The organism is Flavobacterium sp. LK-23, assembly GCF_058135255.1.
Genome location: NZ_JBYUVT010000007.1, coordinates 205,118 through 220,545 on the forward strand (window position 1 = coordinate 205,118; position 15,428 = coordinate 220,545).

The following is a 15,428-nucleotide window of genomic DNA, read 5'->3' on the forward strand; positions in this document are numbered from 1 at the left end:
TTTGGGTTTTTACATGCCAAATGATGTTATTATTTAAAGATAGATTCAAAATAAATTCACACCGACTGCAAAACTGGGATTATTCTAGTGAAGCAGTTTATTTTATTACTATAGTTACAAAAGATAGAAAATGTATTTTTGGAGCTATTGAAGAAGAAAAAATGATTTTAAATGAAAATGGAAAGATTATTGAAAAAGAACTTTTAAAATCAATAAAGATTCGTAAAAATTGGTTTTTTCATAATTGGGTTATTATGCCGAATCATATTCATTTATTAATCGAAATTCAAAATGAAGATACTGTTGTTGACGCAGAAACCACCGCGCATATTGTAGAGACGCACTGCAGTGCGTCTACGTCCAGTATATCCACAACAGAAAACAAAATTTCGGACATATCTTTGTCGACATACGGGCGTGAGACGCACAGCAGTGCGCCTCTACAGAGCCAATCTAATTCCGATTTTCTATCCGAAACGCATATCGTAGAGACGCACCGCAGTGCGCCTACGTCCAGCATATCCACAACAGATATTTCTTTGTCGACATACGGGCGTGAGACGCACAGCAGTGCGCCTCTACAAAACCAATCTGAAGAAAAAATAGGAATTAACACAATGCATATCGTAGAGACGCACCGCAGTGCGTCTACGTCCAGTATATCCACAACGGAAAACAATATTTCTGACCTATCTTTGTCGACAAACGTTGCGGAGACGCACTGCAGTGCGCCTCTACGAAATCAAACGGAATCTAAATTTTCCAGAAAATCCAATTCTATTTCATCATTTGTAGCCATTTTTAAATCAATTACTACTAAACAAATAAGCGGTTCAGAATCAATTTGGCAGGCTAATTACCATGATCATATTGTTAGAAATTATAAGAGGTTTGAAAAGATTTACGATTACATTAAAAACAATCCAAGATCTTGGGAAACAGATTCTTTAAAATAAAATTTTCAATGAAATACATTTTTTTATTATTCACTGGTTTTCTTTTTGCACAGCAAACGCAATACGCCGATTTCAAATCTGTTTCAGGTCAATTGTCTTTGAATTCAAAAGAAAAAACAGTTTCAGGTGCTGTCGATTTTCAATTTGAGGTTTTAAAGGATTGTGATACGATTTCGCTTGACGCTAAAAACATGGAATTCTCGAAGGTGAAAATCAACGAGAAAGAAATTATTTTTATTAATACAACCAAACAATTAAAATTGGTTTTTCCATTTAAAAAAGGAGAAAATCATCTAACTTTTAATTATTCGACAAAACCAAAACAAGCCTTGTATTTTGTTGATATGGAAAATGACGAAATACAAATCTGGACACAAGGGCAGGGAAGATACACGAGCAATTGGTTTCCGAGTTTTGACGATGTGAATGAAAAATTGATTTTTAATCTAGGCATTTCTTACGACAAAGACTATCAAGTAGTTTCAAACGGAGTTTTAAAAGAAAAAACAGCCAACGGAAATCTAAATCACTGGCAATATCAGATGGAGAAGCCAATGAGTTCATATTTGTTAATGCTGGCAATCGGAAAATATGATAAAAAAGAGTTTAAATCTAAAAGCAGAATACCTTTAGAATATTATTACGAGCCTAAAGATGCAGATCGTTTTGAACCCACTTATCGTTATTCAAAACGAATTTTTGATTTTCTGGAAAAAGAAATTGGCGTAAAATATCCTTGGAAGATTAACAGACAGATTCCTGTTAGAGACTTTTTGTATGCTGGAATGGAGAATACAACTTCAACTCTTTTTGCAACACGATATGTAGTAGATTCAACAGGTTTTTGCGATCGAAATTATACCAATGTAGATGCGCATGAATTGGCACATCATTGGTTTGGAGATTTGATTACTGCTGAAAGTAGTACGCACCATTGGCTTCAGGAAGGATTTGCGACATACTTTGCCTTGCTTGCTGAAAAAGATATTTATGGAGAAGATTACTTTTATTCTAAATTATACGATACGGCGCAGCAGATAAAATTTGCTTCTCGCACCGATACGATTCCAGTTTTAAATCCAAAAGCAAGTTCGCTGACATTTTACGAAAAAGGAGCTTGGGCGCTATTTGTTTTGCATGAATCTATTGGAGATAAGGCGTTTAAAAAAGCAATTAAAAGTTATTTAAATAAGTACGCTTATCAAACTTTAAACACACAGAATTTTTTCGACGAGATAAAAAAAGTATCTGATTTCGATTTGGATAAATTTCAAAAAACTTGGCTGGAATCAACTGCTTTTGACACGCCAACTGCAAATGTTTTATTAAGTAAAAACAAAGCAATCCAAAAAAGATTGGAAATCGATAAATTGAAAAAAACGCCATTAGGAGAGAAAACAGATGTCTTGAAAAACGTTTTAGAATCAGATGTTTACCAATCTGTAAAAGAAGCGGTTGTTGATCAGTTGGAAAATGAAAAATACGAAGATAAAAAGTCACTTTTGCTTTTAGCAATGCAAACCAATAATATTAAAGTCCGTCAAAATCTGGCTGGATCTTTAACCAAAATTCCAGAAGATTTTAGAGCAAATTATGAAACACTTTTAGATGATAAATCCTATCAGACACAAGAAGCAGCACTGTATTGGTTGTGGAGAAATTTCCCCAATCATAGAACAGGATATTTGGATAAATCTAAAGATTGGATTGGCTTTAATGATTATAATCTAAGAACGTTGTGGCTTTCTCTTGCTTTGTCAACACCAAACTATAGTAATGATCCAGATTCTTTGGTTAATGAGTTGATTGCATTTTCGTCTACAAAATATGAAGCTACAACACGACAAAATGCTTTAGAAAAGCTAATTGCTTTTAAAATTATTAACGATCAGGTTTTGAGTAATTTAGTTGGCGCTACTACACATCATATGTGGCAATTTTCAAAATTTGGAAGAGATACAATTAGACTTCTGTTAAAAAATCCTGAAATGCGTGCTTCATTTAATAGAATTTTACCTAATTTGACACCCGATGAACAATTCCAATTGAATCGTTTATTGAAAGAGCTTTAGAGAATAGAAAATAGTTGAGTAGAAGTCTTTTTTTTCTTTGTTCTATATTCTTTAAGCTTAAATAAAATCCAAAAACAAAACCTATATTACAATTTATGAGAGCATTGGTTATTTCAGGTGGCGGCAGTAAAGGCGCTTTTGCCGGTGGTGTTGCCCAGTATTTAATAGAAGAAAAAAGACATGAATACGATTTGTTTTTAGGAACTTCAACAGGAAGTTTATTAATTCCGCATTTAGCTCTCGGTCATATTAAAAAAATACATTCAGTATATACCAATGTAACCATGTCGAGTATTTTTAATATTTGTCCGTTTGTGGTAAAAAATAAAGATGGTGTTGATATTGTTACCATTAATCACTTTAATGTATTACGTCAGTTTTTTAAAGGGAAACGTACTTTTGGAGAAAGCAAAGGACTAAAAAAGTATATTCAGAATAATTTTTCTCTTTCAGATTTTAATAAACTCAAAAAACTAAAAACCGACGTTATTGTTACGGTAACCAATTTTACTAAAAACGAATCTGAATATAAATCGGTAAAAGACTGTACGTATGAAGAATTTTGCGAATGGTCTTGGATATCGAGCAATTATGTTCCTTTTATGAGTTTGGTTGAAAAAAACAACTGCGAATATGGTGATGGCGGATTTTCGAGCTTGGTTCCAATACGTGAAGCAATTAACAGAGGAGCTACAGAAATAGATGTAATCGTGCTTGAAACAGAGGTAAATACAACGAAAACAGTAATTGGTAAAAATCCGTTTTCCTTAATGATCGATTTGTTCCGAATTGCTTTAGATCAGGTTGAAAAACATGATATTGCTATAGGAAAACTTATGGCAAACAATAAGAATGTAAAACTAAATTTATATTACACTCCCATAAAATTAACCGATAATGCCTTGATTTTTAATAAAGAGGTAATGAAAGAATGGTGGGAACAAGGTTATGAATACGCTCAGAATAAATCTGAAGTAATGAGCGATAATAAGATCTTCATTTAATTTTAGATTTTAGATTTTAGATTTTAGATTTTAGATTGGAGAACTTAATCTACCTTCTAAAATCTAAAATCTGCAATATAATTAATACCAAAGGTCTGCAACTTCACTTTTAATGAAACTCAAAGCGGCGTTACTTGGAGATTGTTTTTCTAATAAATCATTTAAGATTACTTCGCGAAGTTTATCAGCATTTTCAACTTTATCACTCATTGCTGCTTTACGAATCATTTGTATTGTTGCATTTTTTGCAGTTATAATGATTGTCCAGCATTCTTCGGACATATAAATTTGCTGTGTTAAATTGTGTTCAAATTCCTGTTCAATTTGGTCAATTATATAATTTTCGTAATCATGTTTGTTTTGAGAGATAGGAGAAATTCTAATTAACAATTTTGTCAAGTTAATACGTTCCAAAAACAAAGTCATACGCTCGTAAGCCTGTAAACGTAAGGGCAATGATTCTTTGTGTGCTTGTTTGTTTAATAAAAAAGCACGTTTTCTGTCGTTGTTTTTAATATGTAACTCAAAAAAACGATGAGCTACAACTCCTGTAACTAAGGCTGGTAAAGTATAACTCGCAAGTTCTATTATTTTGTTGAAATCCATTTGAATAATTTTTAAGCAAAAATATACTTTTTGATCAAAAATCAACTTTAAATTTATGGTAATAAACAAAAAGGAAGATGTACTTTTGCAACTTGTTTTTTATTGAGACCAAAATATATTTTTAATGGATTCATACTTAATACTTTTTCTTTGTTTAGCGGCGTTTGCTGCAGGTTTTATTGATGCAATTGTAGGCGGCGGCGGATTAATCCAAACCCCAATGGGATTAGTTTTATTACCAAATCTTCCTGTTTCGACTGTAGTGGGAACCTTGAAAATTCCAGCATTTAGCGGAACTGCTTTTGCTGCTTTTCAATATTTAAAGAAAGTAGTGATTCAGTGGAAACTCTTAATTATTATGATGTGTTTGGCGGTTCCGTCAGCATTTTTAGGCTCTACAATTTTAACATTGGTTAGCAATGATTTTATGAAACCGCTTTTGTTAGTGGTTTTATCGTTGTTATTTGTATATACCTACGCCAAGAAAAATTTCGGACAGCATGTTGCTAAAGACCATTCGGCGACAACCCAAATATTTTATGCTGTTGTTATTAGTATAATTGTTGGATTTTATGACGGATTCATCGGGCCAGGAACAGGAAGTTTCTTTGTTGTAGCTTTTATTGCGCTTTTAGGTTTCGATTTTCTTCACGCTTCTGCGAATGCTAAAATGGTAAATTTAGCAACCAATTTCGGTTCGATTTGCCTATTTATGATTAAAGGAAAAATCATTTGGGCAATTGCAATTCCAATGGCAATTAGCAATGGACTTGGGGGTTGGCTCGGAGCAAAACTAGCCATCAACAAAGGCAACGGATTTATTAGAATTTTCTTTTTGATAGTTGTTGTGGGTACTTTGATCCGATTTGCTTACGATGTGTTTTTTAAATAAGGATTCTAAGTTGCTAAGGTTCTAAGATGCTAAGTTTTTCCTTTTAAACTTATAGTTAAAGTTGTTTTTTGTAATTATAAATTGACTATTTTTGTATCATATTTTGAGAATTTAATTTACATGAAATGATAGAAATAGTTGATAATTATGAGAAATATATTAATTCATTGCCTGAACTAATAGATAAATCGTATTACAAAACGGAGTTTTTTATTCAAAAACTAGGATTGAAACACGCGACTTATTATAGAAAATTGAAGTCAAATAGTTTTACACATCAAGAAGTAAAGCTAATTACTTCTTTACTATTTCCTGAAGAAATCTTAATGCAGGAATTACAGAAAAGTCAAGAAGATATAAAGGCTGGAAGAACAGTAGACTTTGAAGATTTTAAACAAAAATTAAGAGCTAAGTATAATATCTAATTCTAGGGGATTTCTTTTGTTGTCCCAGAATAAAGCAATGTAAATTGTTTGTTCTTCTATTAGATAAAATAAAAACACTTGATTTGATATTGGAAACTTTCTATAGGAAGTTTTTTTATATTTAGAGCCTATGAAATTATTCTGAATAATTACTTCTATTGTGGAGATGGTTTGATTTGAAAACTTAGCAGCTTTTTGATCACTATAGTTACTAATAATTTGTGAAAATGTCTTTTCGGCATTTTCTGTTAATTTTATTTTCATTTGCTTTTACATAAGTTGCAAATATAAAAATAATTTTAAAGAATTTTCTTTCAAAAAAAATCAACAACAATTGTTTGAATTTTATCCCAAATTGAGGCGGTATCCTCCTAGCGGAGCTGAGAGATATGGCCGAAAGTGGGAAACTATGTTTGTTTGGCTTCGAAAAAAAAACTTAGCACCTTAGAATCTTAGGAACTTAGAACCTTCCAAAAGCATCTTAGGAACTTTCTTTTTTAATTCTTATTTTTGCATAAAAGGAGAAAATTACATGCAGAAATATATTGACCAGCTCAACGAAGCGCAGAGAGCGCCTGTTTTAAAGAAAGACGGGCCAATGATTATTATTGCTGGTGCAGGTTCGGGAAAAACACGTGTTTTAACAATTAGAATTGCGTATTTGATGGCTCAAGGTATTGATGCCTTCAATATTTTGTCGCTTACTTTTACCAATAAAGCAGCCCGCGAGATGAAACACAGGATCTCGGATATTGTGGGAGCGAGCGAAGCAAAGAACCTCTGGATGGGAACTTTCCACTCTATTTTTGCCCGTATTCTGCGTGCCGAATCAGATCATTTGGGGTATCCTTCAAATTTTACTATTTATGACTCTCAGGATTCGGCTAGATTGATTTCTTCTATTATAAAAGAAATGCAGCTGGATCGTGATATTTACAAACCAAAACAGGTTTTAGGACGTATATCTAATTATAAGAATAGTTTGATTACGGTTAAAGCTTATTTTAACAATCCAGAATTGGTTGAGGCTGATGCAATGGCCAAAAGACCGAGATTAGGAGAGATTTATCAGCAGTATGTTGATCGCTGTTTTAAGGCTGGTGCAATGGATTTTGATGATTTGTTATTGAAAACCAATGAGCTACTAACTCGTTTTCCTGAGGTTTTAGCTAAGTACCAAGATCGTTTCCGTTATATTTTGGTTGATGAGTACCAAGATACGAACCACTCTCAATATTTGATTGTTAGGGCTTTATCAGACAGATTTCAGAATATTTGTGTGGTTGGAGATGATGCTCAGAGTATTTATGCTTTCCGTGGTGCGAATATCAATAACATTCTGAATTTCCAGAAAGATTACGAAGGTGTAATTATGTTTCGTTTAGAGCAGAATTACCGTTCGACAAGAAACATTGTAGAAGCGGCAAATACCGTGATGGAACACAATAAAACCAAATTAGATAAAGTAGTTTGGACAGCAAACGAGTTTGGACCAAAAATTAAAGTTCACAGAAGTTTGACTGATGCAGAAGAAGGTCGTTTTGTTGCAAGTACGATTTTCGAACAGAAAATGCAAAATCAATTGCATAATGGTGCTTTTGCAATTTTGTATCGTACCAACGCTCAGTCGCGCGCAATGGAGGATGCCTTGAGAAAACGTGATATTCCGTATAGAATTTATGGCGGTTTGTCTTTCTATCAACGTAAAGAGATTAAGGACGTTTTATGTTATTTGCGTCTGGTTCTAAATCCGAAAGACGAAGAAGCTTTGGTTCGTGTAATCAACTATCCAGCACGTGGAATTGGAGATACTACCGTTGAAAAATTAACTATTGCAGCCAATCATTACAAACGTTCGATTTGGGAAGTAATGGTAAACATTGATAAAATCGATTTGAAATTGAATGCTGGTACAAAGAACAAATTGAAGGATTTTGTTACTATGATCCAGAGTTTTCAGGTTATCGATCAGAATCAAGATGCTTTTTATATTACAGATCACGTTGCAAAGAAAACCGGATTGGTTCAGGAATTGAAGAAAGATGCTACTCCTGAAGGAATGGCAAAAATTCAGAATATCGAAGAGCTTTTAAACGGTATTAAAGATTTTACGGAAGGACAAAGAGAAATTGACGGAGCAAGAGGTGCGCTTTCTGAGTTTATGGAAGATGTAGCTTTGGCAACCGATTTGGATAAAGATACAAACGATGATGATCGTGTTGCTTTGATGACGATTCACTTAGCAAAAGGACTGGAGTTTCCGCATGTATTTGTGGTGGGTATGGAAGAAGATTTGTTTCCAAGTGCTATGAGTATGAGTACGAGAAGTGAATTGGAAGAAGAGCGCCGATTGTTCTACGTAGCGTTAACCCGTGCAGAACATCAGGCGTATTTGACTTATGCTCAGTCTCGTTACCGTTGGGGAAAATTAACGGATAGTGAACCTTCTCGTTTTATTGAAGAAATTGACGGTCAGTTTTTAGAATATTTAACTCCAGCTGAAACAAATTATCGTTATAAGTCTCCAATTGATGGCGATATTTTTGGTGATGTAGATAAATCAAAATTGCGATTGGCAAAACCGGTAGGAGGAACTCCACCAAAACATATTACAGACAACAATCCGAAGCCTGATTTAAATATTAGAAAACTAAAACCAGTTTCTGGAAATGCGCCAAGTAACGGAAATTCGAATTTATTTGACAGTAAACTAACTGTTGGAAATGTGGTAATGCACGAACGTTTTGGAAAAGGAGAAGTGATGAATCTAGAAGGTGTTGGGCCAGATAGAAAAGCAGAAATTAAATTTGAAGTAGGAGGAATTAAGAAATTGTTGTTAAGATTTGCTAAATTAGATGTCGTAGGATAATAATATTTTTGTTTCAGGTTTAAAGTTTCAAGTTTCAGGTTGCTTGACTTTGAGAATGACTGCATAACTTGAAACTTTAAACCTGAAACAAAAACTAACAAAAAAGAAAAATGGCCGAATTTATAAAAATATATCCAGATAAACCTAGTGAAGCGGCTATTGCAAAAGTGGTAAAAGTGCTTCAGAATGGCGGTTTGGTAATTTATCCGACAGACACTGTTTATGGGTTAGGTTGTGATATTACCAATTCGAGAGCGTTAGAAAAAATTGCTAGAATAAAAGGCGTAAAATTAGAGAAGGCAAACTTTTCATTTATTTGCCACGATTTGAGTAATTTGTCAGATTATGTAAGGCAGATTAATACGTCAACGTTTAAGATTCTAAAGAGAGCCTTGCCGGGACCATATACTTTTATTTTACCTGGAAATAATAGTTTGCCAAAAGAGTTTAAAAAGAAAACTACAGTTGGTATTCGTGTACCGGATAATAATATTATATTAGAGATTGTTCGACAATTAGGAAATCCGGTTGTTTCAACTTCGATTCGAGATGAAGATGATGTAATAGAATATACTACCGATCCAGAATTAATTTTTGAAAAATGGCAGCATCTTGTAGATATGGTAATCGATGGTGGCTATGGAGATAACGTAGGTTCTACAATTATTGATCTTTCTGAACATGAGCCAGTTATCGTAAGGGAAGGTAAGGGAGATGTTGATATTTTGTAAAAAAATACACTAAAAGTATAAAAGTAGAGAAATTATGAGTAACTTTATTATGTTAAAATTTAGTTAGTTATTTAAAAATAATGCTATTCTTGATTTATATTTAATTGGTTATTAAAAAAATTAAGGATACATAAAAGCAGGTCATTAGACCTGCTTTTTCTGTATTATAAAGTATGTGAAACTTTAATTATTTTTGTTGTTTCTTCATTTCTTTTTCAATCATATCATAGAATTGATCGATTTTTGGCATAACAACAATACGAGTTCTTCTGTTACGAGCTTTGTTCTCAGCAGAATCGTTTGCAACTAATGGTACATAAGAACTTCTACCTGCAGCAATTAATTTAGCTGGGTTAACACCAAGATCGTTTGTTAATACACGTACAATTGAAGTAGAACGTTTAACACTTAAATCCCAGTTGTCTAAGATAATTCCGTTGCTTTTGTAAGGAACGTCATCAGTGTGTCCTTCAACCATACATTCGAAATCTGGTTTATCGTTTACAACTTTAGCAACTTTAGCCAAAACAGATTTAGCTTTGTCACTTACGTCGTAGCTTCCGCTTTTGAATAATAATTTATCAGCGATAGAGATAAATACAACTCCTTTTTCAACATTGATTTCGATGTCTGGATCATTGATTCCAACTGCACCTTTCAAGCTTGTAACTAATGCTAAAGTAACACTGTCTTTTTTAGTTAAAGCGTCTTGAAGTCTAGAGATTTTCAAATCTTTTTCTTTTAAACTTTCAAGAGATTTTTCAAGGTTTTCAGCACCTTTAGTAGTTAAGATAGTTAAATCTTTAGAGCTGTTGATTAAATCTTGATTATGTTGTTTGTAGCTTTCAGCTGTAGCAGCTAATCCAGCTTTTTCTTCTAAGCACGTGTTTAATTTTACAGTACAAGAGTTTAACAAATCTTGAGTCTCTTTGTTTTTAGCTTCTAACTCTGCATATTTCTTTTTAGAAACACAAGATGTTAGGGCCATTAATACTGATAGTGCGATAACTATTTTTCTCATAAATTTAATTTTAATTAGACTTGATTACAAATTTAGTTTTTAATATTTTGAATACTGTTAAAGATTTCTTTAAATAAGGTCAATTTCTTGATATAATAAAGGAAAACGATGCTTTTCACCGAATAGTATTGCTGTATTTGAAAATCTTTTCGTTTTTTAAGATATTTTAAAGATAAGCAATAAAAAGAAAAATGGGCCTTTAAAATGGCAAAAGTGTGCCCGAATTTGCCTTGTGTAAGAAAACGGATACCAGCAATACCATCTAATACCATTCTGAAAAAAATCACAAAAAACAATCCTTTTGAAGGCAGATTTTTAACCAGCATTAGTAATGAATTTCTAAAATTCAAATACGTTTTTTTAGGATTTCCTTGTTGTAAAGTTGCGCCGCCAACATGATAGACAACAGATTGGTAATTGTATTTTATAATATGCCCTTCATTTGCAGCTCGCCAGCATAAATCAATTTCTTCCTGATGTGCGAAGAAGCTTTCATCAAAACCTCCCAATTCATGAAAAACGTTCTTTCTAATAAAAAAACAAGCACCTGAAGCCCAAAACAATTCAATATTGTCATTGTATTGTCCATTGTCTTTTTCAATTGTATCGAATATTCTTCCTCTGCAAAAAGGAAATCCGTATTTATCGATAAAACCACCGGCAGCACCTGCATATTCAAAATATTCCTTGTTTTTGAAATCAAGAATTTTAGGCTGAATAATAGCAGTTTGATTTTCTTTTTCGAAAGTGTCTAGAATAGGTTGAAGCCAATTTTCTGTGACTTCAATATCTGAATTTACTAATGCATATATTTCAGCATCAATATGTTTTAAGGCGTCATTATAACCTTTTGCAAAACCATAATTGCCTGAGTTTTTTACAATTTTTACGGTTGGAAAATGTTCTGTAACATACGCAACAGAATTGTCCGTAGAATCATTGTCAGCAACATAAATTGCTGCTCCTTCTGAAAACTGAATAACAGAGGGTAAAAACTGCTCCAGCAATTTTACTCCGTTCCAATTTAAAATTACAACTGCTATTTTATCCAAAAGTACTTAGTTCTTTATTATTTGTTAGTGGTTTTCTTTATAGTCAGGCAGATTTTTTAAAAACTCATATTTCTCGTTTTGAAAATCCATTTGACAATAAAAATGGTTCAGTCCGTTTGTAACATTCAAAAACCGTGCCTGCATTGTCATATTGTAACGTGCAATTTGATCAAAAGTTGCCTGAGAGATTTTAACTTCTGGCGCTTTGCACTCTACTAATATGTGTATAGAACCGTCTGGGTTAAATACAACAACGTCGTATCGTTTTCGTAATCCGTTGACGGTTAAAACTTTCTCGACATTAATAAGTGATTTGGGATATTTTTTTTCATGCATTAAAAAATGAACTACGTGTTGGCGAACCCATTCTTCTGGCGTAAGAATTATAAATTTTTTCCTGATTTCATCAAAAATAGACACTTTATTTTCGCTATTTTTGAATCGGAAAGTATAAGCTGGGAAATTAAGTTTAAGCATAAAGCAAAAATATAAAATAGTTTCAGGTTTCAAATTTAAAGTTTCAAGTTTTGAAACAGAATTTGAAACCTGAAACTTGAAACAAAAGATTGAATGGACGAAGTAGTAAAAATTGTTAATGAAATTAAAGCCGGAGATATTAAACCGATTTATTTTTTAATGGGTGAAGAACCTTATTATATAGATAAATTGTCTGAATATATTGAACAGAATGTATTAGCTGAAGAAGAAAAAGGTTTTAATCAGACAGTTTTATATGGAAGAGATGTATCAATTGATGATATTGTTTCAACGGCCAAGCGCTATCCTATGATGGCTGAACGTCAGGTTGTTATTGTGAAAGAAGCGCAGGATTTATCCAGAACAATTGATAAAATAGAATCTTATGTAGAAAATCCAATGCAAACAACTGTTTTAGTTTTTTGCTATAAATATAAGACACTAGATAAACGTAAAAAAGTTACTAAGCTATTAGGACAAAAAGGTGTTGTTTACGAAAGTAAAAAATTATACGAAAATCAAGTAGGAGACTGGATTAAACGCGTTTTGGCTGGGAAAAAATATACAATTGATCCGAAAGCCAATGCCATGCTTGTAGAATTTTTAGGTACAGATTTGAGTAAAATCAACAACGAGCTAGAAAAACTACAGATTATTTTACCGCAAGGCACGATGATTACTGCAGAGCATATTGAAGAGAATATTGGTTTTAGTAAAGATTATAATGTATTTGAACTTAGAAAAGCAATCGGAGAGCGCAATCAATTGAAAGCTTATAAGATAGCAGAGAATTTTGCTCATAACCCTAAAGAATATCCTTTAGTTATGACTACTGGATTGGTATTTGGGTTCTTTGTCCAGCTTTTAAAATACCACGGATTAAAAGATAAAAACCCTAAAAATGTCGCTTCGGCACTTGGAGTTAATCCGTATTTCTTAAAAGAATATGATTTGGCAGTAAAAAATTATCCAATGAGAAAGGTGAGTCAAATTGTTGGAGCCTTACGTGATATTGATGTTAAAAGTAAAGGTGTGGGAGCCAACGCTTTGCCACAATCGGATTTGCTAAAAGAAATGCTCTATAAAATATTTAATTAAGCCATTAAAATTCACGATATTTGCGTTTCTAAAAAATTTACTACTTAAAAATAATTGCACAATTATGGGAATGAATAAAAACACCATTTTAGGATGGGCAACTTTGATAATGGTACTTATGGGGTTGTTGCTTATAGCTCTTGGAATCTTTAGATATAGTGATGTTTCAGGATGGGGATTTGCTGCTGTTGGAGTTGGATTTTTTGCTAATGCTTGGGTATTCAATGCTTTGAAAGGCAGAGTTTAGAATTTTGAGATTAAAAAAAAAGTAAATAATTATAATAAAAAAAATAAAAAATGTCAGACGATAAGAAAGTAATTTTCTCAATGCAGAAATTGAGCAAAACCTATCAAGGAGCAGACAAACAGGTTCTTAAGAATATTTATCTTAGTTTCTTTTATGGTGCTAAGATTGGTATTTTGGGACTTAATGGTTCTGGAAAATCTTCTCTTTTAAAGATTATTGCTGGAGTTGACAAAAACTACCAAGGAGATGTAGTTTTTCAACCTGGATATACAGTAGGATATTTAGAGCAAGAACCAATTCTTGATGATTCTAAGACGGTTATCGAAATTGTACGTGAAGGAGCTGCAGAAACAATGGCAGTTTTAGAGGAGTACAACCAAATCAATGACTTATTTGGTCTTCCAGAATACTACGAAGATCAGGATAAAATGGATAAATTGATGGACCGTCAAGCGGCATTACAAGACAAAATTGATGCTCTTGGTGCTTGGGAAATCGATACCAAATTAGAAATCGCAATGGATGCGTTGCGTACTCCAGAAGGAGATACACCAATCAAAAACCTTTCAGGAGGAGAGCGTCGTCGTGTAGCTTTATGTCGTTTGTTGTTGCAACAACCAGATGTATTGTTATTAGATGAGCCAACCAACCACCTTGATGCTGAGTCAGTTCTATGGTTGGAGCAGCATTTAGCGCAATATTCAGGAACTGTAATTGCTGTAACGCACGACCGTTATTTCTTGGATAATGTTGCCGGATGGATTCTAGAGTTAGATAGAGGAGAAGGTATTCCATGGAAAGGAAATTATTCTTCTTGGTTGGATCAAAAATCAAACCGTTTGGCTCAAGAAGAAAAAGTGGCTTCTAAACGTAGAAAAACTTTAGAGCGTGAGTTGGAGTGGGTTCGTCAAGGAGCTAAAGGTCGTCAGACTAAACAAAAAGCGCGTTTACAGAACTACGACAAATTATTAAATGAAGATCAAAAACAACTAGACGAAAAATTAGAGATCTATATCCCGAATGGTCCTCGTTTAGGAACAAATGTTATTGAGGCTAAAAATGTTGCGAAAGCTTTTGGTGATAAATTATTATATGATAATTTGAACTTTACGTTGCCACAAGCTGGTATTGTTGGAATTATCGGACCTAACGGTGCTGGTAAATCGACTATTTTCAAAATGATTATGGGTGAACAAGCTACAGATAGCGGAGAATTTTCTGTTGGAGACACAGTAAAAATTGCTTACGTAGATCAGTCGCACTCTAATATTGATCCAAACAAATCTATTTGGGAAAACTTTGCTGACGGTCAGGAATTGATTATGATGGGTGGAAAGCAAGTGAACTCAAGAGCTTATTTATCACGTTTTAACTTTGGTGGTGGTGAGCAAAACAAAAAAGTTTCAATGCTTTCTGGTGGAGAGCGTAACCGTTTGCACTTGGCAATGACATTAAAAGAAGAAGGAAACGTACTTTTACTGGATGAGCCAACGAATGACCTTGACGTAAATACACTTCGAGCTCTTGAAGAAGGTTTAGAAAATTTTGCAGGTTGTGCTGTAATTATTTCTCACGACAGATGGTTCTTAGATAGAATTTGTACACATATCTTGGCTTTCGAAGGAGATTCTGAAGTTTATTTCTTCGAAGGAAGTTTCTCTGATTATGAAGAAAACAAAAAGAAACGTCTTGGTGGTGATTTAACTCCAAAACGTTTGAAATACAGAAAATTGATCAGATAATATTTTTGATAAATTTTCAAATAAAAAATCCCAAATTCCAAATTTACCGGAGTTTGGGATTTTTATTTTGAATTATATACGCAAAGAAAACCCGACAGTTTTTTAAGACCTGTCGGGTTTGAATTGAATATATTTTTTTTAGGTAAAGTATGTCATTTCTGTAAAAGTTACTTATTTCGGTAACGGATTTATCATTTCAATTGGCTTTTTTCCATCAATTCCCTGATGTGGTCTTT

General features: G+C 33.2%; 15 protein-coding genes. 10 read left to right on the forward strand and 5 right to left on the reverse strand.

Annotated elements, in window-relative coordinates; translation table 11 throughout:
- Positions 1-20: 20 nt before the first annotated feature.
- From AC3Y25_RS13210 to AC3Y25_RS13220, 3 genes are all read left to right on the forward strand, one after another.
- Positions 21-956, forward strand: coding sequence for a hypothetical protein (locus tag AC3Y25_RS13210; protein WP_489903058.1), 936 nt, complete (start codon positions 21-23; stop codon positions 954-956).
- Between the two features lie 8 nt (positions 957-964).
- The gene (locus tag AC3Y25_RS13215; RefSeq protein ID WP_489903059.1) at positions 965-3,028 is read left to right on the forward strand and encodes a M1 family aminopeptidase; all 2,064 of its coding nucleotides are present in this window, start codon (positions 965-967) and stop codon (positions 3,026-3,028) included.
- Positions 3,029-3,123: 95 nt separating this feature from the next.
- The gene (locus tag AC3Y25_RS13220) at positions 3,124-4,032 is read left to right on the forward strand and encodes a patatin-like phospholipase family protein (protein WP_250836069.1); all 909 of its coding nucleotides are present in this window, start codon (positions 3,124-3,126) and stop codon (positions 4,030-4,032) included.
- An 81-nt stretch (positions 4,033-4,113) separates the two neighbouring features.
- Here AC3Y25_RS13220 and AC3Y25_RS13225 read toward each other — a convergent pair whose 3' ends face one another.
- Entirely contained in the window at positions 4,114-4,638 is a 525-nt protein-coding gene (locus AC3Y25_RS13225; RefSeq protein WP_489903060.1) for a DUF7935 family protein, read from the reverse strand.
- Between the two features lie 124 nt (positions 4,639-4,762).
- On the opposite strand from AC3Y25_RS13225, the gene AC3Y25_RS13230 reads away from it, so the two are divergent.
- Positions 4,763-5,530, forward strand: a complete 768-nt coding sequence (locus AC3Y25_RS13230; RefSeq protein ID WP_379800977.1) for a sulfite exporter TauE/SafE family protein — start codon at positions 4,763-4,765, stop codon at positions 5,528-5,530.
- A gap of 125 nt (positions 5,531-5,655) precedes the next feature.
- Positions 5,656-5,955, forward strand: a complete 300-nt coding sequence (locus AC3Y25_RS13235; protein WP_489903061.1) for a hypothetical protein — start codon at positions 5,656-5,658, stop codon at positions 5,953-5,955.
- Here AC3Y25_RS13235 and AC3Y25_RS13240 read toward each other — a convergent pair.
- Positions 5,932-6,219, reverse strand: a complete 288-nt coding sequence (locus AC3Y25_RS13240; protein WP_489903062.1) for a type II toxin-antitoxin system RelE/ParE family toxin — start codon at positions 6,217-6,219, stop codon at positions 5,932-5,934. The genes AC3Y25_RS13235 and AC3Y25_RS13240 overlap by 24 nt on opposite strands.
- Positions 6,220-6,487: 268 nt before the next feature.
- Between AC3Y25_RS13240 and AC3Y25_RS13245 the strand changes: the two genes are divergently transcribed.
- Together AC3Y25_RS13245 and AC3Y25_RS13250 are read left to right on the forward strand one after the other, a co-directional pair.
- Positions 6,488-8,824, forward strand: coding sequence for an ATP-dependent helicase (locus tag AC3Y25_RS13245; protein WP_489903063.1), 2,337 nt, complete (start codon positions 6,488-6,490; stop codon positions 8,822-8,824).
- A 110-nt stretch (positions 8,825-8,934) separates the two neighbouring features.
- Complete coding sequence (locus AC3Y25_RS13250) at positions 8,935-9,555, forward strand: L-threonylcarbamoyladenylate synthase (protein ID WP_489903064.1); 621 nt, start codon at positions 8,935-8,937, stop codon at positions 9,553-9,555.
- Between the two features lie 187 nt (positions 9,556-9,742).
- Here AC3Y25_RS13250 and AC3Y25_RS13255 read toward each other — a convergent pair whose 3' ends face one another.
- The 3 genes from AC3Y25_RS13255 to AC3Y25_RS13265 are packed head-to-tail and all read right to left on the reverse strand — an operon-like array spanning position 9,743 to position 12,105.
- Positions 9,743-10,576, reverse strand: coding sequence for an OmpA/MotB family protein (locus AC3Y25_RS13255; RefSeq protein ID WP_095929259.1), 834 nt, complete (start codon positions 10,574-10,576; stop codon positions 9,743-9,745).
- A 32-nt stretch (positions 10,577-10,608) separates the two neighbouring features.
- Positions 10,609-11,628, reverse strand: a complete 1,020-nt coding sequence (locus AC3Y25_RS13260) for a glycosyltransferase (RefSeq protein WP_489903065.1) — start codon at positions 11,626-11,628, stop codon at positions 10,609-10,611.
- Positions 11,629-11,652: 24 nt separating this feature from the next.
- Positions 11,653-12,105 carry a type I restriction enzyme HsdR N-terminal domain-containing protein gene (locus tag AC3Y25_RS13265; RefSeq protein WP_489903066.1) on the reverse strand — a complete coding sequence of 151 codons (453 nt, stop codon included), beginning with the start codon at positions 12,103-12,105 and terminating at the stop codon, positions 11,653-11,655.
- Positions 12,106-12,198: 93 nt separating this feature from the next.
- On the opposite strand from AC3Y25_RS13265, the gene holA reads away from it, so the two are divergent.
- The 3 genes from holA to ettA all read left to right on the forward strand — a co-directional run bounded on the left by holA (position 12,199) and on the right by ettA (position 15,192).
- Positions 12,199-13,203 carry a DNA polymerase III subunit delta gene (gene holA / locus AC3Y25_RS13270; RefSeq protein WP_095929262.1) on the forward strand — a complete coding sequence of 335 codons (1,005 nt, stop codon included), beginning with the start codon at positions 12,199-12,201 and terminating at the stop codon, positions 13,201-13,203.
- 64 nt (positions 13,204-13,267) lie between these two features.
- On the forward strand, positions 13,268-13,450 hold the full coding sequence (locus AC3Y25_RS13275; protein WP_095929263.1) for a CAL67264 family membrane protein: 183 nt from the start codon (positions 13,268-13,270) through the stop codon (positions 13,448-13,450).
- 50 nt (positions 13,451-13,500) lie between these two features.
- The gene (gene ettA / locus AC3Y25_RS13280) at positions 13,501-15,192 is read left to right on the forward strand and encodes an energy-dependent translational throttle protein EttA (protein ID WP_489903067.1); all 1,692 of its coding nucleotides are present in this window, start codon (positions 13,501-13,503) and stop codon (positions 15,190-15,192) included.
- Positions 15,193-15,428 lie beyond the last annotated feature (236 nt).